Annotated in this window: 24 protein-coding genes and 1 pseudogene; 14 read left to right on the top strand and 11 right to left on the bottom strand. The window is 60.9% G+C overall.

What is annotated here, in order from left to right; genetic code table 11:
• The 6 genes from BN1128_RS25085 to BN1128_RS00165 all read right to left on the bottom strand — a co-directional run.
• A partial coding sequence (locus tag BN1128_RS25085; protein WP_209428533.1) for a molybdopterin-guanine dinucleotide biosynthesis protein MobB occupies positions 1–118 on the bottom strand: 118 nt, incomplete at its 3' end.
• Positions 115–759, bottom strand: coding sequence for a molybdenum cofactor guanylyltransferase MobA (mobA, locus tag BN1128_RS00180; protein ID WP_042865557.1), 645 nt, complete (start codon positions 757–759; stop codon positions 115–117). The genes BN1128_RS25085 and mobA, both read right to left, overlap by 4 nt.
• Positions 731–1,426, bottom strand: a complete 696-nt coding sequence (locus BN1128_RS00175) for an energy-coupling factor ABC transporter ATP-binding protein (RefSeq protein ID WP_042865556.1) — start codon at positions 1,424–1,426, stop codon at positions 731–733. Before BN1128_RS00175 ends, mobA begins: the two co-directional genes overlap by 29 nt.
• A 115-nt stretch (positions 1,427–1,541) precedes the next feature.
• Entirely contained in the window at positions 1,542–2,243 is a 702-nt protein-coding gene (locus BN1128_RS00170) for an ABC transporter permease (RefSeq protein ID WP_042865555.1), read from the bottom strand.
• Positions 2,243–2,374 (bottom strand): hypothetical protein, encoded by a 132-nt coding sequence (locus BN1128_RS26410; RefSeq protein ID WP_265342290.1) that lies wholly within the window; start codon positions 2,372–2,374, stop codon positions 2,243–2,245. The genes BN1128_RS00170 and BN1128_RS26410 overlap by 1 nt, the downstream gene beginning before the upstream one ends.
• Positions 2,374–3,219 (bottom strand): ABC transporter substrate-binding protein, encoded by an 846-nt coding sequence (locus BN1128_RS00165; RefSeq protein ID WP_042865562.1) that lies wholly within the window; start codon positions 3,217–3,219, stop codon positions 2,374–2,376. The genes BN1128_RS26410 and BN1128_RS00165 overlap by 1 nt, the downstream gene beginning before the upstream one ends.
• Positions 3,220–3,469: 250 nt before the next feature.
• Between BN1128_RS00165 and BN1128_RS00160 the strand changes: the two genes are divergently transcribed.
• Positions 3,470–4,825 (top strand): sigma-54-dependent transcriptional regulator, encoded by a 1,356-nt coding sequence (locus BN1128_RS00160; RefSeq protein WP_042865554.1) that lies wholly within the window; start codon positions 3,470–3,472, stop codon positions 4,823–4,825.
• A 25-nt stretch (positions 4,826–4,850) separates the two neighbouring features.
• Positions 4,851–6,971, top strand: coding sequence for a sensor histidine kinase (locus BN1128_RS00155; RefSeq protein WP_042865553.1), 2,121 nt, complete (start codon positions 4,851–4,853; stop codon positions 6,969–6,971).
• 124 nt (positions 6,972–7,095) lie between these two features.
• Here the strand turns inward: BN1128_RS00155 and BN1128_RS00150 are convergent, their stop codons facing one another.
• Positions 7,096–7,962, bottom strand: coding sequence for a helix-turn-helix transcriptional regulator (locus tag BN1128_RS00150; protein ID WP_005312265.1), 867 nt, complete (start codon positions 7,960–7,962; stop codon positions 7,096–7,098).
• Positions 7,963–7,977: 15 nt separating this feature from the next.
• Positions 7,978–8,835: a formate dehydrogenase accessory sulfurtransferase FdhD gene (locus BN1128_RS00145; protein WP_042865552.1), complete on the bottom strand. Its 858-nt coding sequence runs from the start codon at positions 8,833–8,835 to the stop codon at positions 7,978–7,980.
• 258 nt (positions 8,836–9,093) lie between these two features.
• Between BN1128_RS00145 and BN1128_RS24010 the strand changes: the two genes are divergently transcribed.
• From BN1128_RS24010 to BN1128_RS00100, 10 genes are all read left to right on the top strand, one after another.
• Positions 9,094–10,584 (top strand): P-loop NTPase fold protein, encoded by a 1,491-nt coding sequence (locus tag BN1128_RS24010; RefSeq protein ID WP_052445474.1) that lies wholly within the window; start codon positions 9,094–9,096, stop codon positions 10,582–10,584.
• 206 nt (positions 10,585–10,790) lie between these two features.
• Positions 10,791–10,943, top strand: coding sequence for a hypothetical protein (locus BN1128_RS25990; RefSeq protein ID WP_156140042.1), 153 nt, complete (start codon positions 10,791–10,793; stop codon positions 10,941–10,943).
• A gap of 174 nt (positions 10,944–11,117) precedes the next feature.
• Entirely contained in the window at positions 11,118–11,684 is a 567-nt protein-coding gene (locus BN1128_RS00135; RefSeq protein WP_042865551.1) for a DUF3305 domain-containing protein, read from the top strand.
• Positions 11,677–12,279 carry a DUF3306 domain-containing protein gene (locus BN1128_RS00130; RefSeq protein WP_042865550.1) on the top strand — a complete coding sequence of 201 codons (603 nt, stop codon included), beginning with the start codon at positions 11,677–11,679 and terminating at the stop codon, positions 12,277–12,279. The genes BN1128_RS00135 and BN1128_RS00130 overlap by 8 nt, the downstream gene beginning before the upstream one ends.
• Positions 12,280–12,382: 103 nt before the next feature.
• Positions 12,383–14,137, top strand: a complete 1,755-nt coding sequence (locus BN1128_RS00125) for a 4Fe-4S dicluster domain-containing protein (RefSeq protein ID WP_082030302.1) — start codon at positions 12,383–12,385, stop codon at positions 14,135–14,137.
• Positions 14,138–14,147: 10 nt separating this feature from the next.
• On the top strand, positions 14,148–14,780 hold the full coding sequence (locus tag BN1128_RS00120; RefSeq protein ID WP_042865548.1) for a TorD/DmsD family molecular chaperone: 633 nt from the start codon (positions 14,148–14,150) through the stop codon (positions 14,778–14,780).
• A gap of 71 nt (positions 14,781–14,851) precedes the next feature.
• The gene (locus BN1128_RS00115; RefSeq protein WP_021229865.1) at positions 14,852–15,055 is read left to right on the top strand and encodes a transcriptional initiation protein Tat; all 204 of its coding nucleotides are present in this window, start codon (positions 14,852–14,854) and stop codon (positions 15,053–15,055) included.
• A gap of 23 nt (positions 15,056–15,078) precedes the next feature.
• Entirely contained in the window at positions 15,079–17,967 is a 2,889-nt protein-coding gene (locus tag BN1128_RS00110) for a formate dehydrogenase subunit alpha (RefSeq protein WP_156140041.1), read from the top strand.
• A 5-nt stretch (positions 17,968–17,972) separates the two neighbouring features.
• Complete coding sequence (fdh3B, locus tag BN1128_RS00105) at positions 17,973–18,596, top strand: formate dehydrogenase FDH3 subunit beta (protein ID WP_042865547.1); 624 nt, start codon at positions 17,973–17,975, stop codon at positions 18,594–18,596.
• The gene (locus tag BN1128_RS00100; protein WP_042865546.1) at positions 18,593–19,564 is read left to right on the top strand and encodes a formate dehydrogenase subunit gamma; all 972 of its coding nucleotides are present in this window, start codon (positions 18,593–18,595) and stop codon (positions 19,562–19,564) included. The genes fdh3B and BN1128_RS00100 overlap by 4 nt, the downstream gene beginning before the upstream one ends.
• An 88-nt stretch (positions 19,565–19,652) precedes the next feature.
• On the opposite strand, the gene BN1128_RS00095 is transcribed toward BN1128_RS00100, so the two are convergent.
• Positions 19,653–20,783 carry a hybrid sensor histidine kinase/response regulator gene (locus tag BN1128_RS00095; protein WP_042865545.1) on the bottom strand — a complete coding sequence of 377 codons (1,131 nt, stop codon included), beginning with the start codon at positions 20,781–20,783 and terminating at the stop codon, positions 19,653–19,655.
• A gap of 176 nt (positions 20,784–20,959) precedes the next feature.
• On the opposite strand from BN1128_RS00095, the gene BN1128_RS00090 reads away from it, so the two are divergent.
• Positions 20,960–21,376 carry a hypothetical protein gene (locus BN1128_RS00090; protein ID WP_042865544.1) on the top strand — a complete coding sequence of 139 codons (417 nt, stop codon included), beginning with the start codon at positions 20,960–20,962 and terminating at the stop codon, positions 21,374–21,376.
• A gap of 214 nt (positions 21,377–21,590) precedes the next feature.
• Positions 21,591–23,306: an NAD-dependent malic enzyme gene (locus tag BN1128_RS00085; protein ID WP_042865542.1), complete on the top strand. Its 1,716-nt coding sequence runs from the start codon at positions 21,591–21,593 to the stop codon at positions 23,304–23,306.
• A 54-nt stretch (positions 23,307–23,360) separates the two neighbouring features.
• On the opposite strand, the gene BN1128_RS00080 is transcribed toward BN1128_RS00085, so the two are convergent.
• Together BN1128_RS00080 and BN1128_RS26100 are read right to left on the bottom strand one after the other, a co-directional pair.
• Positions 23,361–23,702, bottom strand: coding sequence for an RT0821/Lpp0805 family surface protein (locus BN1128_RS00080; protein ID WP_042865541.1), 342 nt, complete (start codon positions 23,700–23,702; stop codon positions 23,361–23,363).
• Positions 23,699–24,198: pseudogene (locus BN1128_RS26100) on the bottom strand (hypothetical protein); the annotation flags it as partial. The gene BN1128_RS00080 and the pseudogene BN1128_RS26100, both read right to left, overlap by 4 nt.

Below are 24,198 nucleotides of genomic sequence, written 5' to 3'. Positions count from 1 at the left end.
CTCCAAGGCGCAGGCCACGACTCCCCAGTATGGGGGTGAGCTGCTCCAGCAGGGTGGTTTTGCCGGTACCGCTCCAGGCGGCAAAGCCGAGCAGGGGAAGGGTGGGGGCCGGGGTCATGCAGTGGCTCCTTGTTGGGGGTCGGTAGACGAGTTCAGCAGGCGCGCCTCGTAGGCGGCCAGCTCGGCCGGACTGTTGAGATTGATGAAGGCATCCGGCTGGTCGGCAAAGTTCACCACCGCCATCCGGTGGCGGGCAAACCAGATATCGATTTTGCGCTCCCCCTCGGCCAGGGCAAGGGTGAGCGACGGCAGCAGGGACTTGTGCAGCAGGGCCACCACGGGTTGCAGCCAGTCACCATCGTGGGCCACCACCAGCTCGGTATCCGGGGTGAGGGCGGCGCGAAAGCGGCTCATCAGATCATGGGGCAGGGCGGGGCCATCGCAGGGGACGAACAGCACCCAGTCGTGGCGGGCGGCGGCAAGGCCGGCCTGCATGCCCGCCAGCGGGCCCAGATAGTCCGGGTTGTTGTCGCTGATGACGGTGGCCAGCGCCTGATAGCGGTCCTGACTGCGGTTGGCGTTGATCAGCACCTCATCCACCTGGGGGCGCAGCCGGTCAAGCACGTGGTCGATGAGCGGGCGGCCCGCAAGCTTGACCCAACCTTTGTCTTCGCCCCCCATGCGGGTGGCGCGGCCACCGGCCAGGATCACGGCAGAGACGGGGAAGACGTCAGTTTTGGGTTCGCTGTTTGAGGTCATGTCGCTCGATGATTTTCAAAGGGGTGGGTTCGTGCAGCTGGCCACGGGCGAGGGTCCATTGCCGCTCGCAAAGATCGGTCAGATCGTTGCTCTGGTGGCTGATGATGACCAGGCCGCTGCCCTGTTCCCGCAGATCTTGCGCCAAGGCGGCCATCAGGGCAACCGAATGTGCATCCAGATTGGCGGTGGGTTCATCCATCAGCAGAAAGGCGGGTTGCAGCGCCCAGGCGCGGGCCATGGCCAGACGCTGGCGCTCGCCACCGGACAAAATGCTGATGTGTTCCCGCGCCAGCCCCTCCAGCTCGACCCGGCGCAGCGCCTCGAACACCCGCACCTCGTCGGCGGCCTGATGGCCGAGGGCCCAGGCCACGTTGTCGTGCACGCTGCGATCGAACAGATAGGGGGTCTGGTGCAGATAGGTGACCCGGCCCGGGCCGGGATCCCGTTTGATCCACTGCTCGAGTCTGGCGCGCCAGCCGCAGGCGAGATTGGTGTGGCCCCGAGTCGGCGTCAGCAGACCGGCCAGTATCTTGAGCAGAGTCGTCTTGCCCACCCCGTTCGCCCCGCGCAGCCAGATGGCATCGCCCGCCGCGATGGAGAGCCGCTCTATCTGGAACAGGTTGCGCTCGCCAAAGCGCATCATCAGCTGGTGGGCGGTCAGGGCCATGGGGTACTCCAGTTGATAAACAGTGGGGGCATGGTCAGTTCTTCAGATAGCTGTGGCCGCGACAGAGATGGGGTCAGCAGCATTCGGTCAGGGATAACAGTGCGCGGCGCCATGGTCAGTTTTTCAAATAACTGTGACCGCGGCACGCGGTCAGCAGCAGGTTGAGCAACAGCGCCAGGCTCAGCAGCACTATGCCGAGCGCCACCCCCTGGGCAAAGGCGCCCTTCTGGGTTTCCAGCGCGATGGCGGTGGGGATGTTGCGGGTGAAGTGCAGGATATTGCCCCCCACCATCATGGAGCAGCCCACCTCGGTGACGATGCGGCTGAAGGCGCCGATCACTGCTGCCAACAGGCCGAAGCGGCATTCGCGCATCAGCCCGAGCAGCGCCTTCGGCCAGGAGAGTCCCAGGGTGAGTGCAGTCTCCCAGGCGCGTCTGTCGCTCTGGATAAAGGCAGCGTGAGCCATGGTGGCGATGACGGGGAAGGCGATCAGCATCTGCCCCACTACCATGGCCTGCTGGGTGAATAGCATCTTCCAGTCGCCGAAGGGGCCGGCCCGCGACAACAGCATGTAGAGCAAGAGGCCGATTACCACGGTCGGCACCGACTGCAGGGTATTGATGCAGGAGAGCCAGAGCCAGCGCGCCGGGATCGGCAGATAGGCGAGCGCAAAGCCGAGCAGCAGCGCCGGCACCAGCACCAGCGCCAGTGCCAGGCAGGAGACGGAGAAGGAGACCCCCACCACCTGCCACAGATCTGTGTCGCCACCGAACAGCAGGGCGAGGGCGGCCAGCGTCGTCTCGACCAAGGTCGGCATCAGGCGCTTGCCTCATGGGGCAGGGCGAGGGCCGCCAATGCGGTCATATCCAGCAGGGTCGGCATCAGGTGTCTCTCCTCATGGGGCAGGGCGAATGCCGCCCATGCCCTTGTCTCGTTCAGGGTCGACATTATTTCCCGTTGGCATCGGCCACAAACAGCGCCTGGCCTGCCACCTTGAAGTCACCGATAAGCGTCTGGCCGTGCTCGGAGACCAGCCAGTTCTTCAGGGTGCGCGCCCCTTCGGTGTTGAGATCCGGGTAGCGCTTGGGGTTGACCAGAATCACCTGATAGGGGTTGAACAGACGTTTGTCGCCCTCCAGCAGCACGGCGAGATCCAGCTTGCTCTGGTAGGCAAGCCAGGTGCCGCGGTCGGTCAGGGTATAGGCGCCCAGCTCGGAGGCCATGGTCAGGGTCGGGCCCATGCCCTGGCCGATGGACTTGTAACCGGCAAACTCGGGTTTGACGTCGGCCGCCTGCCACAGGGTCTTCTCCTTGATGTGGGTGCCGGACTCGTCCCCGCGGGAGATGAAGGTCTGTTTTTTATCCTTGATGGCCTGCAGCGCCTTGGCGGCGTCGTGCAGCTTGCCTAGGCCCGCGGGATCCTGGCTCGGGCCGACGATGACGAAGTCGTTGTACATCAGGTGCACCGGCTCTATGCCAAAGCCCGCCTCAACGAAGGCCTTCTCGGCAGAGGGGGCGTGGGTCATCACCAGATCCGCGTCGCCGTTCTCACCCATCTTCAGGCTCTGGCCGGTACCGGCCGCCATCACCTGCACCGGATAACCTGTCTCCTTGGTGAACTGGGGCAGCAGCCAGCCCAGCAGGCCGGACTGCTCCGTGCTGGTGGTGGTGGCGAGGCGAATGGGCGCCTTGGCGCTCTCGGCGTGGCTGGCGGTACTCAGCAAGGGGAGGCTCAGCAGCAGGGCGGTGGAGAGGGCAAGGGCAAGACGTTGGCGCACGGTTCCTGTGATCATGATGTTCATCGTATCCGGGTGATGGGGAGAGGGCAGGACTAAGCAAACAGGGTGCCAAGCTGGCCGCACACTGCCAGCAGCGCGGTTTTTAATGTTAAAACAGTCGGTTAACGGGGTTAATTGCGTGATGGCCTCGTCGCTTTTAATAAACGAGGTTGGCACTCGGGGCCGGTTAGCGACAAAATGTCCCATAGTTTATAAGGTCGGTGGGACAATCCCGGAACCTTGTCGAATTTGAGGTACTTTTTTCATGACCGCACCCGCCAGCCGTTGGTCCGCCCTCTCTCTGCTCATCGTTGATGACGAGCCCGGCATGCGCAGTTTTCTCGCCAAGGCGCTGGCCAGGCGCTTCGCCCAGATAGAGACGGCCGCCAGCGTGGAGGAGGCGGAAGCCCTGCGCTGCCGCCTGCATTTCGATCTCATCATTGCCGATATCCGCCTGCCGGGGCGCTCCGGCATCGAGTGGCACGAGGCTATCGACCCCGCCACCCGGCGCAGCGACATCATCTTCATGACCGGTTTTGGCGACATGGATACCGCCCTCAAGGCGCTGCGGCTCGGTGCCAGCGACTTTATCCTCAAGCCCTTCAACCTGGATCAGATGGTCCAGGCGGTGGACAGGGTGATAGAGCGCCGCCAGATGGAGCGGGAGAACCTGCTGCTGCGCCGGGAGGTGAGCAAGCTGTTCCCGCCCACCCTGATAGGCGACAGCGCCAAGACCCGCGAGCTCAAGACGCTGATTGCCAGAGTGGCGCCCTCCAACGCCGCCGTACTGGTGGAGGGGGAGTCCGGCACCGGCAAGGAGCTGGTGGCCCGCGCGCTGCATCAACTCTCCGGCCGGATGGGGGCCTTTGTGCCGCTCAACTGCGCCTCCATCGCCCCCGAACTGCTGGAAAGCGAACTGTTCGGCCACGTGCAGGGGGCCTTCACCGGCGCCCGCAAGGGGCGCGACGGCCTGTTTCGGGTCGCCCATCAGGGCACCCTGTTTCTGGACGAGATAGGCGAGATGCCGCTCGCCATGCAATCGTCCCTGCTGCGGGTGCTGGAGCAAAAAGCCATTCGGCCGGTCGGCGCTGAACGTGAATTGTCGGTGGATGTGCGCATCGTCGCCGCCACCAACCGCAACCTCAAAGCCGAGGTGGAGGCGGGCCGTTTTCGGGAAGATCTCTTCTATCGCCTCAACGTGGTGGCGCTGCCGGTGGCGCCCCTGCGCGATCGCGTCGACGACATCCCGGCCCTGGTGCACCACTTCACCCGCCAGCTCACCGCCGAGATGGGGATGGGCTCGCTTAGCTGGACCCACGAGGACGTGGTGGCCATGCAGGCCTATCCCTGGCCCGGCAACGTGCGCGAGCTGCGCAACCTGATCGAGCGCTGCCTGCTGCTGGGTAAGCCCCCCGCCGACTACTGGCAGAGCAGCAAGGCGGAAGATAAGGGGGCGAGCGAGGAGGGCTATCCGCTGGCATGGCCGCTGGCCGAGGTGGAGAAGGCCCATATCCTGCAGGTGGTGGCGAGCCATGATGGCAACAAATCCGCCGCCTCTCGGGTGCTGGGGGTGGCGCGCAAGACCCTGGAGCGCAAGTTCAAGGAGTGGGCCATCGAATGAAAACTCGCAACCGGATGGCACCGCTATGACCCTGCTGCCGCGCTGGCTCAAGACCAAGGTACGCTGGCGCCTGCTGCTGCTCACCTCGGTGCCCATCATGCTGACCCTGGTAGGCATGATAGGGCTGACGCTTTACTGGACCCTCACCTACAGCTGGCAGAACCTGCTCACCAATGTGCGCGGTGACCTCGGGGTGGCCCACCATGCGGTCAATGTGCAGCAGCAGCGTCAGGCCGAACATCTGGAGCACCTGCGCGATGCCTGGGCCTTCCAGCTGCGGCTGCGCCAGACGCCCGAAGCGCTGCAGGCCTGGGTGATGCCGCTGGCGGCCAACTACGATCTCGATTTTCTGCGCTTGCGCAGTGGTGCCGAACTGGATCAATTGACGGCCCGGGAGCGCACGGCCCTCGCCGCCGGGCGCAGCGTGAGCCACTTCGTGGTCTGGTCGCGGGAGCAGTTGCTGGCCCTCTCGCCCGCCCTTGCCAGTCGCGCCGTGCTGGACAGGGAGCACACGGCCGCCTCTGGCCAGGAGACCCGGGGGCTAGTCAGCCTCTCCCTGACGCCCGTCATGGCCAGAGACGGCTCCCTCTGGGCCGTGTTGGAGGGGGGCGAGCTCATCAACGGCAGCACCCGGCTGGTGGACGAGCTCAAGGGGCAGGTGTTTGCCAAAAATACCCTGCCAGCGGGGAGCATAGGCACTGTCACCCTGTTTCTCGATGATCTGCGGGTGAGCACCAATGTGCCGGTCAGCAGCAGCCGTCAGGTGGGCCGAGCCGTGGGTACCCGTGTCTCGGCGCCGGTACGGGAACAGGTGCTGGGGAGGGGGGAGCTCTGGATAGATCGCGCCTTCGTCCACGATGCCTGGTATGTCTCCGGTTACGAGCCTCTGCTTGGGGCCCGCGGCGAGCGCATCGGCATGCTCTACGTCGGCTTTCTGGAGTGGCCCTTCATTCGCACCTACCTCACCAACCTGCTGGAGCTGGGTTCAGGCGTGGTGCTGCTCCTGCTGCTCTCGGGCCTGCTGGTCTATCGCGGCGCCCGGGATCTCTTCACCCCCATAGAGCGGATGCACGGTGTGGTGCGTCAGGTGCAGCACGACCAGTCTGCCAGGGTAGGGGTGCTGCCGCTCGACCCCGACCACGAGCTGGCCCAGTTGGGGCGTCAGTTTGACGCCATGCTGGACAGGCAGGCCGCGCACCAGCAGCAGCTGGCCCGTAGCGCCGACGAGCTGGAACAAAAGGTGGCCGAGCGCACCTTGAGCCTCAAGCAGAAGACGGCCGAGCTGGAGCACCACATCCATATGCTGACCCAGGCGCGCCAGCAGTTGCTCATCAGCGAGAAGCTGGCGGCCCTCGGCGAGCTGTGCGCCGGTGTGGCCCACGAGATCAATAACCCCTTGGCGGTGATCCTCGGCAATGTGGAGCTGATGAAGCTGGAGCTGGGGGAGGCTGCCGCCCCGGTCAGCGAGGAGCTGGCGCTGGTGCTGGCCCAGATAGAGCGCATTCGCGCCATCACCCGCAGCCTGCTCCAATACTCCCGCCCCGGCGACTACGAGACTGCGCCCGTCTGGCAGCACCTCACCCCCATCATCGAAGAGAGCCTGACCCTGGTCCGCTCTGCCCTGCGCCAGCAGCAGGTGAACCTGGTGGCCGACTTGCAGGCCCAGCAACCCATAGAGGCGGATCGCCAGCAGCTGTTGCAGGTGCTGATAAACCTGCTGGTCAACGCCAGCCATGCGCTGGGGGAGCGGGGGGAGATCCGGGTCGAGAGTCGCGACTGGTTCGATGAGGCGGGAGGGCTGCAAGGGGCCGAGGTGCGGGTCATCGACAACGGCAGCGGCATAGACGCCGCCATCATGGACAAGATCTTCGACCCCTTTTTCACCACCCGTGCCACAGGCACAGGCCTTGGGCTGGCCCTGAGCCACCGCATCATCAGCCGCTGGGGCGGGGAGTTGGTGGTGGCCTCCACCCTGGGCAAAGGAAGCTGCTTTACCATCAGGCTGCTCAGCTGTGCCCGCCTGCCCTGCGGCGGCGAGCCCGCCCAGCTGGAGGGATGGCGCATCGCGCTCGGGGCCGAAGGGCGTGAATCTGGCACTGCGGTGCATGAGCCTGACTCGGCAGTGGGTGAGTCACGGAAAGGGTAAGTACCTACCCATTTATCAGAGCGGATGAATAGCACAGATGGGCAATAAAACAGACGGGCCTGCCAGGGGGGCAGGCCCGTGCTGGTCAGGGCTGTTGGCACAAAGAGAGGGCTAGCCGCTTTCGCTACTGCGGGCTCCACACCAGCTTGCCGCTCTGGGTCAGGTCATAGCCGCCGAGGCGGGCCGCCAGCTCGCGCCCTTCCGGCGATTGCAGCCAGCCGATCAGCTGTTGCAGCAGGGTGCGAAAGAAGACCCCCTGCGGCATCACCAGATCGAAGCACTCCTGGGAGAGCGGCATAAAGCCGAGGCCAAACTCGGTGGCGGTGCTCTGGGCGCCGGGCCCCACGTCGGCATCGCCACGGCTGATGGCGGCGGCCAGCTCCCGCTCGCTGTTGACCTCAATGGTGCGCTCCAGCCGGGTCAGCGACTCACCCTGGGTTTGCAGCCACTCCTGCAGGGCGCGCTGGCTGCCAGCCCCTTCCTGGCGCATGGCCCAGCGCCAGTCGAGCGCCTCTTTCGCCTCCTTGGGTTGCAGCCCCTGGCGCAGCACCAGCCCCTGCACCCGCCTAAAGCCATGCACGATCACCCATTGCCGGTGGCCCTGATACTGCTGCACCAGCGCCGGGTGGCGCAGGTGGGCCTCTTCGGCCTGCCCCCAGTGGATGGCGCAGAGATCCACATGGCCGCGCGCCAGCATCGCCAGCCCCTGACGGGTGCCGCACGGGGTGTAGCCCACCAGCGCCTGGGTGCCGAGCTGCTGGGCCAAGCGGCTGCTGGCGTAGTGCAGCAGCACATCGTCGGAGCCCGCTAGCAGCAGCCGGTCGTTCATCACCCCCTCGTGGCAACTGCCGAGCAGCCAGCGATCGAGCAGGGAGCGGGGAAACAGCCACTTGCCGGTCGCCTTGGTGGCGGGGATGCGCGCCTCGTTGGCGAGTTGGTAGACCTTCTTCTCGTTGAGATCGAGGTACTCGGCTACCTGCTTCACATTCATAAACTCGTTCATGGCTTAATCTCGTTGTCCCCGACCTGAGGGGCTGCTGGCCAGCACCGGCGGCTTCTCGTCCAGCAGCAGCTGGTCGTGACCGCTAAAGAGCTCGAAGTGGCGCCCCTTGGCGCGGGCAATCATGGTGATGCCGAGCTGGCGGGCCAGATCCAGTCCCATCTGGGTGACGCCGGAGCGCGACAGCAGCACCGGAATGCCCATCTGTGCCACCTTGATCACCATCTCCGAGGTGAGCCGCCCCGTGGTGTAGAAGATCTTGTCGTGGCCACCCTCGTCGCGCATCCAGAGCTCGCCCGCCAGGGTATCCACCGCGTTGTGGCGCCCCACATCCTCGACAAAGGAGAGGATTTCCGCGCCGCGGCAGATGGCGCAGCCATGCACGGCACCCGCCATCTTGTAGGTTTCGTTATGGGCCGACAGCGCCTTGAGCAGGGCATAGAGGGTGCTCTGTTTAAGCGTGGGCGCCGCCAAGACCACCCCTTCGAGCTTCTTCATCACGCTGCCATACATGGTGCCCTGACCGCAGCCGGAGGTGACCGTCTTCTTCTCCAGTGACTGGTCGAGATCGGCGGCCTGTTGGCTGCTCACCACGGCGGCGGCCTCGCTCTCCCAGTCGACGATCACCGACTCGATGGCCGAAATATCCTCGATAAAGCCCTGATTTTTCAGATAACCCAGCACCAGCGCCTCGGGGCGGGCCCCCAGGGTCATCAGGGTGACGATTTCCTTCCAGTTGAGGTAGACCGTCAGTGGCCGCTCACAGGCGATTTGGCGGGTGTGCAGCTGTCCCTGTTCATCCATCACCTCGACGGCCATGGTGAGCTGGGTGGCAGCATTGCTTTTGATAAAGGTCGGTGTCATGGGCCCCTCGCGACCGGTTGCCGGGATCTAAGGGGAGGGACACAGCAAGTTTTGTTCCAGATTATCTTCGCGAAAATAGAAATGAAAGAAATGTGTTAAGCAGGAAGTTGTTCTGAACTATAGAAAGTTGTAAAAGGACTAAATATTCAGTAGTAATGCATGGCTGTAGTGATGCACCATTGTGCATCTGGATAGATGCTTTAAATCTAATTTGGTTTCAAGCTGAATAATTTAAAACAGTTTCCCATAGAGATTTATATGATAGAGAAAAACAGGCATGTCAATGATTTTCTTGAATATTACTTTAATCTTGAGCAGTCGCCAGAGTATGCCATTCTTATCGATGGAGAGTGGGGCGCTGGTAAAAGTTGGTTTATTAAGAAGGCGCTGAATGATTTAAAGGAAAACTCAGGTAAATATATATATGTAAGTTTGTATGGAATAAGGAATTTTTCTGAAATAGAAGATGCGTTTTTTGAGCAAATGCACCCGGTGTTATCTTCAAAGGGTATGAAGATAACAGCAAAAATTTTGAAAAGTACACTTAAAGCCACAATAAAGCTGGATTTAGATGGTAATGGTGATAAAGAAACTGCCACTAATCTTTCATTAGATAGTCTAGGGTTGCCAAATTACTTAAAAAACACTAGCGGTTATATACTGGTTTTCGATGACATTGAAAGGTGTTCTATAAATATTGGAGACCTTCTTGGGTATATCAATCAATTTATTGAGTATCATGGTTACAAGGTTGTTTTAATAGCGAATGAAAGTGAGATAAAAAGTGATGGAGATGATGGTAAATATTATTTAAAAACAAAGGAAAAGCTTATAGGCAGAACTTTCAAAATTGAACCAGATATTGATTTGGCATTAGATGCTTTTATCGATGTGACACCTGAGTCATTGAAATCATTCTATCAATATTGTCGTAGTGAAATTGTGAGTATTTATCATGATTCCAGATGTAAGAACTTAAGGATTTTAAAACAAGCTCTTTGGGATTTTTCTCGCATATATAATGTGTTACCTGAATCCTCTTTTGATAAGGTGGACATGGTAGTTGAGGCGCTTAAAGTTTTCCTTTGCTTTTCATTTGAAAGTCAAAGTGCTAAATATAAAATATGTCAGTTAACAGAAATTCAAGAGAGCATTTTTGATGATATCTCCAATGGAGAAAAGTCACTATTCTCGATATTATCTTCAAAGTATCAAACCATAGACTTTAGTGACCTTGTTATTGATGGCTCAGTCTGGCGTGATTTTTTTGAAAAGGGAATGATGGATCAAGATTCACTGAAAGAATCAATAGAAAAAAACAAATATTATAAAGTCATGGCTATGGATGACTGGCAGAGATTATGGCATTTTCTTAGTTTAACAGATATAGAGTTTGAGGATGTTAGACAAACGGTACTGGATAACTTAGATAGTAAAAAATATGAAAATTACCTTATTGTTAAACATCTCGCGGGGATATATATTTATTTATCTAGCATAGGGCTTATTAATAGAAGTAAGAGTGATTTGTTAACTTACTTTAAGGCGTATATAGACTATTTATTTCAGTCAAATCTTTTACCTTATGAGCTTAAAGATAGAAGTTATCATGATCATGATACTGGTTGGGATGGTCTAGGTTATATTGGGGGAGATTTAGATGAATTTAGAGAGTTTGACCATTATTTAGGGGGAAAATACAGGAATCTAAAGATCGTAATCTTACTAACGTGGCAAATGAGTTACTAAGTTTAATAAGTGATAATGTTGAGCTATTTAAATTGAAGTTGATTTCCAATAGTAGTGAGAGTGTTTATCACAGTACCCCTATACTACAACTTATGGACCCTGAAGACTTTGTAAATAGAGTTTTATCCTTGACAGGGAATAATATAAGGCACATTAAATACATGTTTGATGGTCGGTATTCCATGTTGGGTTTTCATAAGGGGTTGATGCCTGAGTTAGAATGGTTAAGGAAAGTTTCCTTTCTTTTAAATAAGAAAATAAACGAATGCTCTGGAAAACTTAGCGGTTACAAAATATCTGTTTTAGCTGACGATTCGCTTGCTCAAGCAATTAAAAATCTAGAAGAAAGTAGTATTTAGCATTATCTCAAACGGTAAGTTGTAGAGTTGCTGAAATTAGTTCGTTGATTCGCCTTGGCCCCACTCTTGCTATGTCTTATCCCATTGATAGCTGTGGCCGCCCTGAATGTCCTGCTCTGATCCGTCCCGACCGGGGTGGATCAAGGGGGAGGGCGGCCCGGCAGAGACCTTCTGATGGGAGCCGTGACAGTGCAAGACACCACCAATACCTTGCCCCCGCAGCGCTGGCTGCAACTGGAGTTAAAGGCCATCGACAGCCAGGTTGGCCGCTGGCAGAGCCGCCGTTTCGAGATAGCGGCGCTCCATCCCGCCGAACCTGAGGCTGCCAGTGCCTTGCCCCTTACCCTGTTTCGCGATGAGCGGGGGGATTATCGCTTTAACCTGAGCTCCGGCTCGCCCCGCCTCTTTGTCACCGGAAGCCGCGTGGACAATGGCTTTGTGGCCGATGGCCTGACCCTGAGCCAGACCGTGGCCGCCGCCTATATGGATGGCGAGCGGCAGGTGCTCTCCTGCCCGCTGCCCGAAGCGCTGCAAGCCTGGGTGGAGGCCTTTATTGGCCGTCACGGCGAGCTGCTGGAGGCCCGTCGCAAGGGCAAGAAGGGCAAGGGGCGGGCGCAGGATCAGCTGGGTGTCGATAGCCAAGATCAAGCCAGCTGCGGCGCCGTCAAGGCCACCGGCCCCGATGGCCGCGAGCGTGGCTGCAATGCCGGAAACAACGCCGGAAACAATGCCCATGAGTGAGTTCCTCAAGCGCTGGTCGTCTCGCAAGAGTGAGGCGCGCAAGCATCAGGTATTGCAGCCGAGGGAAGAGGCCATTCCCGAGGCTGTTACCGCGTCAACCGAAGGCAGTGGCGAAGGTGAAATCCCAGATACCGTGATGGATAGCTCCGTAGTCAGCACTGACAAGGGGAGTGGTGAACCGCGTGCCGTTGAAGGGGCTGAGAGTGGCGAACCGCCGCTAACAACGGCTCAGCCGGGCAAGTCAAAACTCCCCGACAAGGAGGCGCTGCGGGCCATATTTCGCACTCACAAGCCTGATGGGCTCGACGACTACACCCAGGATTTCAGCCAGCCCGAATTGCTGCCAGCAGCCCTGACCGCCGGGCTGCGCAACTGGCTGGTGGATCAGGTGAGCGCCCCTGACAGCGAGACGGCCAACACGGCCAGCGGATCTGCCGAACCGGTTGCGGTTGCCAGCGTTGCTGCCGCCGACGAGCCGCACGGGTTGGCTGATAACCATTCTCAAACCCCCACCGATGTTCGGGACATTTTGGTTTCCTGTGATGGACAAAATGTCCCAATCAAGGGTGAGGGAATGGAACCTTCAGGATCCTGACTCCCTGTCAGTCACTTTTTTTCCGGGGGAGTTGGCTCGGCTCTTGCTCTCTCGGCTTACCAACAAGCGCCCATCCCATGAGGTGGCGCGCACAGGAGCGTATGTGAGCACTGAACAAACATTGCCAAATCTGGCCCCAAATCTGACCCCAAATTTTGCCCACGGGGCGGGGGCGGCCGAGCATAACGCGCGCGCTCGCGCCTATGCCCTGCAGCATACGGTCAAGACCGACAACCTGATCCCGGCCACCGTCTCTTACCAGAGTCAGGGGCGCCTGCTGCTGGTCGGCCCGGAAGATCGTATTCGCCGTGCTACCAGCCAGCTGCCCGCCGGGGTGAAGCCCACCCTGCTGGTGACCGAAGCGGTGCATGACGCAGAGGCGGCCGATCTCGAAGCCATCTTTGATGCGACCGCGTCCCTTGCTGCCCTGACCCTGCGCGAGCCGAGCCTGACAGGGTATCTGGGGCAGTTCCAGCTCACCGGCCTCAATGGGCAGGGTGAGCGGGTTGATCTGGCTGCGCTTTGTTTCCCACAACAAGGTTTTCCACAACAAGCGACGATGGGTAGCGAACAGCGCTTTGATCTGGTGGCCGATCTGGGCGCGACGCCTCTGTTTGCGCTGGAGCGCCCGCCGGTCGGCTATCTGTCTCTCTCAGATGACGCTGATTTGGCCGAACGGCTTGCCGAGCTCTGCGCTCTGACCGGCATCTTCGACAAGCCGCGCTATTTTCGCATCGACCCCGAGGCCTGCGCCTTTACCGCCCGCGGCGTGCCCGGTTGCAGCCGCTGCCTCGATGTCTGCCCGACCGATGCTCTCAAGCCCATCAATGGTCGCATCCAGATCGATCCCCATCTCTGTCAGGGCTTCGGCAGCTGCGCCTCGGCTTGCCCGACCGGCGCTATCGCCTATCACCAGCCCGATGCCAACACCAGCGGCGACTACCTGTTCCGCCTGCTAAAGCACTACCGGGAGGCGGGGGGCGAAGCGCCTCAACTGCTGATCGCCGGTGAAAGCGAGCGCGAATGGGTGGAAGCCGAACTCGCTTCTCTGCCCGCCAACTGGCTGCCGGTCTGGGTGGAGGAGAGCGCCAGCCTGGGGGTTGAGAGCTGGCTGGCGGCGCTCGCCTATGGTGCCAGCGCGGTGCGTATAGTGCTTGGCGAGGACGCCCCCGCCAGCGTGCGGGCCCTGCTGGAGCGGGAGCTGGCTAGCGCCGCCGTACTGCTGGTGGGGGCCGGTTTATCGGCGGACCGGGTGGCGATCCACTCTCTGAGCGCCATGGAGCGTGCCAGCGAACACCCAAGCACTGCGTTGTTCGACAAACCGCTGAAAGGGGAGAAGCGGGAGAACCTGTTTGCCGCCTTCGATACCCTCTGGCAGGCCAACGAAGGGAGTCGCGAGCCGCTGGCGGTGCCCCACGGTGCCCCTTACGGCAGCGTGGAACTGAAAGACGCTGACTGCACCCTCTGCATGGGCTGCGTGGCGGTCTGCCCGAGCCGCGCCCTGCATGCGGTGGGCCATGCCCCCGGCCTCAACTTTATCGAGCAGGATTGCATCCAGTGCGGCATGTGCGAAAAGGCGTGCCCCGAGCAGGCCATCGTCCTTGCGCCCCGTCTGCAACCTGTGCCCGAGGCGCGCCGCGCCGTGCAGAGCCTGAAAGCCGAAGAGGCCGCCTGCTGCATTCGCTGTGGCAAGCCGTTTGCGCCAGCCTCGATGATCCGCCGCATCCAGCAAAAACTGGCCGGTCACTCCCACTTCCAGAACGAGGCCGCCGCGCGGCTGCTGATGTGTGAGGATTGCCGGGTGAAGGATGTGTTTACGGCGCTGGCGGCTGATCCTGCTGCCCAGCTCAAGATATGAGGGGCCTGTGATGAGTGAACAACCGAATAGCCATACCGCACCGAATGCAGGCGAACTGACCATGACCGAACTGGAACAGAGCAGCGCCGATCTCTATGCCCTGCTGGCGAGTCTCTGGCGCGCCGCCCCCCGTGGCGAACAGCTCGGCTGGTTGCAAGAGTTGCAGGCTATGCCCGGCCCCTTTGCCAGAGGGCTGGGGCTGGTGCAGCTGGCGGCCAGCAGCCACCACGAACACGAGCTTGCCGAGGAGTATCAGGATCTCTTTATCGGGCTGGGGCGCGGTGAAATCGTGCCGTTTGCCTCCTGGTATCTCACCGGCTCCTTGATGGAGCTGCCGCTGGCGGTGCTGCGCGCCGATCTGCAGTCCCTCGGTTTCGAGCGCCAGAGCGGGGTGTGCGAGCCGGAAGATCATCTGGCCGCCCTGTGCGAGGTGATGGCGGTATTGATTGCCGAGCAGCACCCGGATCGCAACCGCTTCTATGAGCGCCACCTTGCCCCCTGGGGTCTCGCCTGCTGCCGCGATCAGCAACAGGCGAAGGGGGGCAGCTTCTATCGGGCGGTCGGGGCCCTTGCCGAAGATTTCTTCAAGCTGGAAAACGAATTGCGCCTGCCATTTGGTAGCCCTGTGGTAACGCTGCCATGAAGCGGCTCCCACTCACTGATAGCGACGCTGGCACTGTGCTGCTGGCCATAACAAAAACAGAGGTCACAAGAATGAGCGATGAAAAGCTGAAAGACCCGTCCCGCCGCAATCTGATCAAGGGAGTTGGCGTGGTCGCCACCATAGGCGTGCTGGCCGGTGCCACCGGTCGGGTGGTGGGCAAAGAGGTGCTGACCCACGACACCGAGCCTGACAAGGGCTATCGGGAGACCCCCCATGTTCACGACTTTTATCGCACCCTGCGCGGCACCGACTGAGCCGGATCAGTGAAGGAGAACTCATGAAACTGACGAAACGTGCCGAGCAGCCCCAAGCGGGCAAGCAGGGCCACTTGCAGAATAATGCGGCCGCTCGCGGCCAGGGGCTGACCCGCCGCGCCTTTATGGTCAACTCAGGTCTGGTGGCTGGCGGCGCCGTGGCCGCCGGTTGGCTGGCCCCCGCCATGATGCAGCGGGCCGAGGCCAAGACCGTGGCGGCCGACGTGCCGGTCGAGGTGAAACGCACCATCTGCTCCCACTGCTCTGTGGGTTGTGGCGTTTATGCCGAGGTGCAGAACGGCGTCTGGACCGGTCAGGAGCCGGCGTTTGATCACCCCTTCAACCTTGGCGGTCACTGCGCCAAGGGGGCGGCCCTGCGCGAGCACGGCCACGGCGAGCGTCGCCTCAAGTACCCGATGAAGCTGGTGAGCGGCAAGTGGCAGCGCATCAGCTGGGATCAGGCCATCGAAGAGGTGGGCAATGAAGTGCTGCGTCTTCGCAAGGAGTCCGGCCCCGACAGCGTCTACTGGCTCGGCTCCGCCAAGCACTCCAACGAGCAGGCCTATCTGTTTCGCAAGATGGCGTCGCTGTGGGGCACCAACAACGTGGATCACCAGGCACGGATCTGCCACTCCACCACGGTCGCCGGGGTAGCCAATACCTGGGGCTATGGCGCCATGACCAACAGCCTGAACGACATGCACAACAGCAAGTCGATCATGTTTATCGGCTCCAACCCGGCGGAGGCCCACCCGGTCGCCATGCAGCACATACTGCTGGCGAAAGAGCGCAACGGCTGCAAGATCCTGGTGGTCGACCCGCGCCGCACCCGCACCGCCGCCAAGGCGGACATGTACCTCTCCCTGCGTCCGGGCACCGATGTCGCCTTTATCTGGGGCATGCTCTGGCACATCTTCAAGAACGGCTGGGAAGACAAGGAGTTCATCCGCACCCGCGTCTACGGCATGGACGAGGTGCAAAAAGAGGTGGCGCGCTGGACTCCGGCCGAAGTGGAGCGGGTAACCGGTCTCAACGAACAGCAGGTCTTTGGCGCGGCCAAGCTGCTGGCCGACAACCGCCCCGGCTGCGTGGTCTGGTGCATGGGCGGTACCCAGCACACCACCGGCAACAACAACACCCGCGCTTACTGCATCCTCGAACTGGCCCTCGGCAACGTGGGCAAGAGCGGGGCGGGCACCAACATCTTCCGCGGTCACGACAACGTGCAGGGTGCCACCGACTTTGGCGTCACCTCCGACTCATTGCCCGGTTACTACGGGCTGGAGGAGGGCTCATGGAAGCACTGGGCCCGGGTGTGGGACGTTGATTACGAGTGGATCAAGGCCCGTTTCGACAACAAGGCCTACAACGGCAAACTGCCGATGAACAACAACGGCATTCCGGTCTCCCGCTGGGTGGATGGTGTGCTGGAGAACGCTGATCTCATCGAGCAGGGCTCCAACATCCGCGCCATGTTCTACTGGGGTCATGCGGTCAACTCCCAGACCCGCGGCCCCGAGATGAAGAAGGCGATGCAAAAGCTCGACATGATGGTGATTGTCGACCCGTACCCCACAGTCGCCGCCGTCATGAACGATCGCACCGATGGCGTCTACCTGCTGCCGGCCACCACCCAGTTCGAGACCTATGGTTCCGTCACCGCCACCAACCGCTCCATGCAGTGGCGCGACAAGGTGATCGAGCCCCTGTTCGAATCCAAGGTCGACCACGAGATCATGTATCTGCTGAGCAAGAAGCTCGGCTTTGCCGATGAGCTGTTCAAGCACATCAAGGTGGAGAACAACCAGCCACTGCTGGAAGACATCACCCGCGAATACAACCGCGGCATGTGGAGCGTGGGCTACACAGGCCAGAGCCCGGAGCGGCTCAAGGCGCACCAGCAGAACTGGCACACCTTCCACAAGACCAACCTCAAGGCCGAAGGTGGCCCGGTCAGCGGCGAGATCTATGGTCTGCCCTGGCCCTGCTGGGGCACCCCGGAGATGAAACATCCCGGCAGCCACATTCTTTACGACACCAGCATTCCGGTCTCCGAGGGGGGCGGCGGGTTCCGCGCCCGTTTCGGCATCGAGTATCAGGGCGTGTCACTGCTGGCCGAAGACTCCTGGCCGAAGGGAAGCGAAGTAGAAGACGGCTATCCCGAGATCACTGCCGACCTGATGAAGCAGCTTGGTTGGTGGGATGAGCTGACCGAGGCCGAGAAGAAAGAGGCCGAGGGCAAGAACTGGAAGACCGACCTATCCGGCGGCATTCAGCGGGTCGCCATCAAGCACGGCTTCGTGCCCTACGGCAACGCCAAGGCGCGCTGCGTGGTGTGGACCTTCCCGGACCAGGTGCCCAAGCACCGCGAGCCGCTCTACACCCCGCGCCGGGATCTGCTGGCCGACTACGCCACCTGGCCAGACTCCAAGAGCCTGTGGCGCCTGCCGACCCAGTACGCCTCCATTCAGGAAAAAGATGTCAGCAAGGAGTTCCCGATCATCCTCACCTCCGGCCGTCTGGTCGAATACGAGGGGGGCGGCGACGAGACCCGCTCCAACCCCTGGCTCGCCGAGTTGCAGCAGGAGATGTTCGTCGAGATGAACCCGGCGGATGCCAACGACGTCGGCGTGCGCGACGGTCAGGATGTATGGGTGGAGGGGCCAGAAGGGGGCCGGGTCAAGGTGAAGGCGCTGGTGACCCCGCGGGTCAAACCGGGGCTCGCCTTTATGCCGTTCCACTTCGGCGGCCACTTCGAGGGCAAGGATCTGCGATCCAAATATCCGGAAGGGTCTGACCCTTATGTGCTGGGGGAGTCGGTCAACATAGTCACCACCTATGGCTATGACCCTGTCACCCAGATGCAGGAGACCAAGGTCACCCTGTGCCGCTTTCGCAAAGTAGGAGCTTAAATTTCATGGCCAGAATGAAATTCATGTGTGACACCAAGCGCTGCATCGAGTGCAACGGCTGTGTGACGGCGTGCAAGAACGAGAACGACGATGCCCTCGAGTGGGGCATACAGCGGCGCCGGGTGGTGACCCTCAACGACGGCCTGCCGGGGGAGACCTCCATCTCGGTCGCCTGCATGCACTGCACCGACGCCCCCTGCATGGCGGTCTGCCCGGCCGACTGCTTCTATCACACCGACGACGGCATAGTGCTGCACAACAAGGATCTCTGCATCGGTTGCGGCTACTGCCTGTTCGCCTGCCCGTTCGGTGCGCCCCAGTTCCCGAAAACCGCCGCCTTCGGCGATCGGGGTAAGATGGACAAGTGCACCTTCTGCGCCGGTGGCCCGGAGGAGGATCACAGCGAGGCGGAGCGCCAGAAGTACGGTGCCAACCGCATCGCCGAGGGCAAGCTGCCGATGTGTGCCGAGCTCTGCTCCACCAAGGCGCTGCTGGCGGGGGATGCGCAGGTTATCTCCGACATCTTCCGCGAGCGGGTCGCCTATCGCGGCGCCAAAGAAGCTGGCTGGGGCAGCGGTGAAGAGCTGTTCCATGACGCCAGCAAGGCGGGCAAGGGAGGGGCGGCATGAAAACCTGGCTAATGGCCCTGTTTGCTGCCCTGCTGCTGGTTAGTACCGCAAGTTTCGCCGATGCCGAAAAAGAGGCGGTCGGCTTTGCCGGCGCCGACTACTGGCGGGCGGTGAAGGATGGGCAGGAGGGGGTGACCACCTCCCGCTCGCCGGAGCATGGGGTGCTGATCTCGGTGCCTGGCCAGCTCTGGTTTGAGGTGAAGACCAAGTGGGTGTCGCCGCTCGGTGCCATCGCCATCTTCGGCTCCTTGGCCATGTGCGGCCTGATGTACTGGGCGGTGGGGCCGACCAAACTCTCCAAACCGCGCACCGGGCGCAAGCTCAAGCGCTGGAGCCGGCTGGATCGGGCGCTGCACTGGACCACGGCAGGCATGTTCCTGACCCTCTCTGGCTCAGGGCTGGCCATCATCTACGGCAAGCACTTCATCAAGCCGGTGGTGAGCATGGGGGTGTGGGAGAACTGGATCTGGTTCGCCAAGGAGTTCCACAACTACGTGGGGCCGCTCTTCTTCCTCTGCCTGCTCGGCGTGCTCATCAAGTGGTTTCGCCACAACATAGTCAACATGGTGGATGTGCGCTGGTTCATGAAGGCGGGCGGCATGCTGGGCCCCCACAAGGGCAGTCACCCCTCGGCGGGCTTCTCCAACGGCGGCGAGAAGGCCATTTTCTGGCTGCTGATCTGGTTTGGCGGCATCGTGGTGGCGACCGGGCTGTTTCTGGACTTCCCCATCTTCGGCCAGCTGCGTCGCCAGATGGAGTGGGCCAGCTTCATCCACATCGTCGGGGCGCTGATCCTCATCTGCGGCTTTATCTTCCATATCTACATGGGCCTGTTCCAGCTGGAAGGGGCGCTGGAGGGGATGATCAGCGGCGAGGTGGATGAGACCTGGGCCAAGGAGCACCACGATCTCTGGTATGAAGAGGTGAAGCACCAGCTCGATGAGCCCAAGGCAGGCAAGCCTGACTGAGGCGTGATGCTGGGATGAAACGGAAAGGGACGCCGAGGCGTCCCTTTTTTATTGTCTGTTCCTTATCGCCTCGTCAGCGCTCGTCTCTTTACAGGGGCGGCTGCAGGGGGAGCCGGATCTGGTATGTCAGCCCCTGGCCGGGCGGGCTGGTGACGGTCAGCTGGCCGTGCAGGTTGTTCTCCACCAGGTTATGGATGCGGCAGGCGCTCAGGCCGCAGTGGTTGGTGTTGCCGCGCTGGGTGGTGAAGAAGGGTTCGAACAGGCGGGGCAGCTGCTCGGCCGTCATGCCGGGGCCCGAGTCTCTATAGGTCAGCAGCAGCTCGTTGCCGCTTTGCGCTATGTTCAGGCCGAAGCTGTGCTGCTCTGGCCCCTTGAATGCGTGATCCATGCTGTTCTTGATGAGTTCCTGCACCAGATCGAGAAACAGCGACTCGGGGGCGGTCAGGGTCACCTCTTCGCCCCCGACATCCGGGTTGACCCTGGCGATGAGAAACTCGGGCGAGAAGGCCTGCAGCAGCTTGTGCAGGCTTTTTTGCACCGGGAAGGGGATGGGCGGCAGCTCGTGTTGATCCCGGGTCAGCTCCTTGAAGCGGGTGATCAGCAGGGCGACCCGGCGCAGACTGGATTCGACCAGCTCTGTGCCCTCCTTGATGTCGGTGAGCTGCTGGTGGAGCAGCCGCTGGCCCAGCATGCCGCTTTGCACCGCGCTGGCCAGCAGATCGCCCGCGCCGTGGATCAGGCTGGAGGCCGTGATGCCGATGCCGACCGGGGTGTTGATCTCGTGGGCAATCCCGGCTGTGAGCTGGAACAGGCTCTGGTAGAGCTGCACCTTGGCCTGCTGGCGGCTCAGATCCTTGAGGCGCAGCTGGTTTTGTACCCGAGCCAGCACCTCGAGCTGGTGAAACGGCTTGGAGACATAGTCGCAGCCGCCCGCCTGAAAGGCCTGCTCGAGGGCGCTGATTTCGTTGTTGGCACTGATGAAGAGGACAGGCAGGCACCACTGGCCCGGCAATTGCTTGATGCGACGACACGCTTCATAACCATCCATCACCGGCATGTTGATGTCCATCAATACCAGCGCGGGCGGGAACCGGGTGGCCGCATCCAGCGCCTGCTGGCCATCGGTCGCCTCGCGCACCTGGTAACCGGCCTCTTCCAGCAGGCAGCGCAATATGTAGCGGTTGGACGCCATGTCATCGACGATCAGGATATCACTCATGGTTCGGCTTCCCGGAATAGGGGGGAGAGACTCCCTGCAGTGGGCTTGCTGTAAAGCATAGTTGCCCGCCATATTCATTGCGTTAACAACCCCTTGCTATCGTCAAATCGGATGGATTTTTACCCGGGGGTGAGCAACAGTAAGGGCGTTTTCATTTATTAAAGAGGAGAGCGGAGATGAAGAGAGCATTGCTGGTAGCCATCTGTTCATTTGGTCTGTTGGGGGGGATGACTGCTGGGGTCGTGCAGGCGGCTGATGGCATCAAGACCCAGCAGGTGCAGTTCAAGAAAGGGGAGTCCGGTGCCACCATCAAGAGTGCGATTCAGGGGCGTGAGACGCTGGACTACAAACTGACCGCCAACAAGGGCCAGATCATGGCGGTGATCCTGACCGGCAAATCGAGCACCTATTTCAATATCCTGCCACCGGGCAGCACGGGAGAGGCGATATTTATCGGTTCCAACGAGGGCAACAGTTTCCAGGCAAGCCTGCCAGCCAAGGGGACCTACACCATTCGGGTCTATCAAATGGGCGCTGCTGAAACCAGCAAGGCCAAGAATGCCTTCAAGCTGGAGGTGGGCATCAGCGGCTGAGTCTGATGCAGGAAGGAGAGTGAACACACGGTGGCTGCGGCTGCCGTGTTTGTTTCAGGCTGCCCACCGGCTCTGCCCCAGTCTGATCACGTTTTTGGCCGCAGGGTATGCCCAAGCTCACAAAACTAAACAACCAAACGTCATATGATTGATTTCATTATGAGTCTTGCTCTCCTGCCGAACGGCAATTTCACGTAAATCAAAGAGAACGACTATGGCTACCGGACAATATCTGCTGTGGAAAGATGCACAGGGACAGGATTTTCGCCCCGTTGCACTGACTGGCACCGATCTGCTCAACGATCGCAACCTCAACAAGGGCACTGCCTTCACCGAACAGGAGCGCGCCGATTTCGAGCTCGACGGCCTGTTGCCTCCCCAGGTTCAGACCTTCGAGGCCCAGCTGGAGCGGGTTTATCAGGGCTTCCTGAGCGCCTGCAGCGACATCGAGAAGTACCAGAACCTGCGCGCCCTGCAGGATCGCAACGAGACCCTGTTTTATGCCCTGCTGTCGCGCCACGTGGAGGAGATGACCCCCATCATCTATACCCCGACCGTCGGCAAGGCGTGCCAGGAGTTCAGCCACCGCTACCAGAAGGCGCGCGGCCTCTACATCACCCCGAAAAACGTCGATGACATGGGCTCACTGGCCCGTCAGCTGGACGCAAAATCGGTGCGCATTATCGTGGTGACCGACAGCCAGGGCATCCTGGGGATAGGTGATCAAGGGGTGGGCGGCATGGGGATCCCCATCGGCAAGCTCTCCCTCTATACCCTGGCGGCCGGTATTCACCCTGCCTGCTGCCTGCCCATCGCGCTGGATGTGGGCACCGACAATCAGGCCCTGCTGGACGATCCCATGTATCTGGGGCAGCCCCACAAGCGCATCCGTGGCAAGGAGTATGACGACTTCATCGACAAGTTCGTGGCCGGGGTCAAGCGCCACTTCCCGAACGCCGTGCTGCAGTGGGAAGACTTCAGCAAGTCCAACGCCTTCAACAATCTCTCCCGCTACCAGCAGTCCCTGCCGTCGTTCAACGATGACATTCAGGGCACGGGGGCCGTGGTACTGGCCGGCATCATAGGGGCGGTCAAGGTCAAGGGGGAGACCCTGGGTCAGCAGAACTACCTGGTCTATGGTGCCGGTGCCGGCGGGGTAGGGGTCGCGGATCAGATCTGTGCGGGCATGATCCGCGAGGGGCTGGATCCGCAGGCGGCCCGGGATCGCATCTATATCCTGGATACCCAGGGGCTGGTGTGTGACAACCGAGAGGGGCTCGACGAGTACAAGCGCCGTTACGCCAAGCCGGGTCTGCTGCTGGCGGGCTGGGATACCGAAGTGCCCGGCAGGGCCAACCTGACCGACGTGCTGCGCCATGTGCCCATCACTGTGCTGCTTGGCACCAGCGGCTCCGGTGGCGCCTTCAAGGAGGAGCACGTGCAGCTGATGCAAAAGCACTGTGCCCGTCCCATGGTGTTCCCGCTCTCCAACCCGACTGCCAACTGCGAAGCGCTGCCGGAAGACATCTACCGCTGGAGTCAGGGCAAGGCCATCGTCGCCACCGGCAGCCCGTTCAAGGACGTGCACTATGAGGGCAAGGATTACCGCATCGGCCAGGGCAACAACGTCTTCATCTTCCCTGGAGTGGGACTGGCGGCCATCGTCAGCCAGCTGAGCGAGATCAGCCCGGATATCTTCACCACGGCCGCCTTTGCGCTGGCCGAGTGCGTGAATGAGGTGGATCTGGCACAAGGCTCCGTCTATCCGCGGATTCGCGAGCTGCGTAACATCTCGGTGCACGTGGCGACTGCCGTGCTCAAAGACATAGTGCGCAAGGATCCGTCCCATCCGCTGATCGGGCAGGATCTGCAGCAGCATATCCTGAGCCACATGTGGGAGCCGCTTTACCTGCCTTATCGTCGGGTATGACGGCCGAAAGCGTGATATGAAAAGGGGGTGGCCGTCGGCCACCCCCTTTTTTCGTCAGCTGCGCAGCGGCAGCCAGCGGCCCTCCTTGCTGCGGCAGGCGGTGTCCTGCCACTGCTGGCTTGCCTGGCCTATGTAGAGCTGTTCGCGATAGTCGCGACACCAATGGCCGTTGGCGTGGCGAAAAGTGCGCAGCGGCGTGACGCTGCCACTGTGACGGTTGGCGGCATTGAACCAGGTGAGGCTCTGGCCTTTGGGGCGGGTTTGCAGTGCATCGGCCAGCGCCTGGTTGGCCAGTGCCAAATCGGCCTTGTCCATCTGGTGGTAGAGAGGGGTGGGCTCAAGGGTGGCACAGCCAAGCAGCCACAGGGAGAGCCAGGGCAGCAGGTAACGGATCATGGTTGCTCCTTTGTGCGAAAACCCTGCTGGATCAGGGTTTGTTCCTGTGCATCGGTCAGCGTCTGGCCGCGATCGTCGAGCGTGCCATCGCCCCGGATCTCGTTGCCATTGGCATCGACGGCGTCCACGCCATTGTCGTCGAGCGTACCGTCACCCCGGATCTTGTTGCCGTTGGCATCGACGGCGTCCACGCCCTTGTCGTCGACAGTGCCGTCGCCCCGGATCTCGTTGCCATTGGCGTCGATGGCATCCACGCCATTGTCGTCGAGCGTGCCGTCACCCCGGATCTCGTTGCCGTTGGCATCAATGGCGTCCACGCCATTGTCATCCAGGCCGTTGCCGAGGCCGCGTCCGCCGGCATGACGATCCCCTCCGGCGTGGCGGTCTCCTCCGCCATGCTGTTCGCCACCGGCATGGTGATCTCCTCCGGCGTGTTCACCACTTCCATTGTCATCACTACCCTGGCCACCTCCATCGCTGTCGCCACCGCTGCTGT

The organism is Aeromonas piscicola (genome assembly GCF_000820005.1).
In the GTDB taxonomy this organism is placed as follows: domain Bacteria; phylum Pseudomonadota; class Gammaproteobacteria; order Enterobacterales; family Aeromonadaceae; genus Aeromonas; species Aeromonas piscicola.
This window is presented reverse-complemented; position numbering and strand designations above follow the sequence as displayed.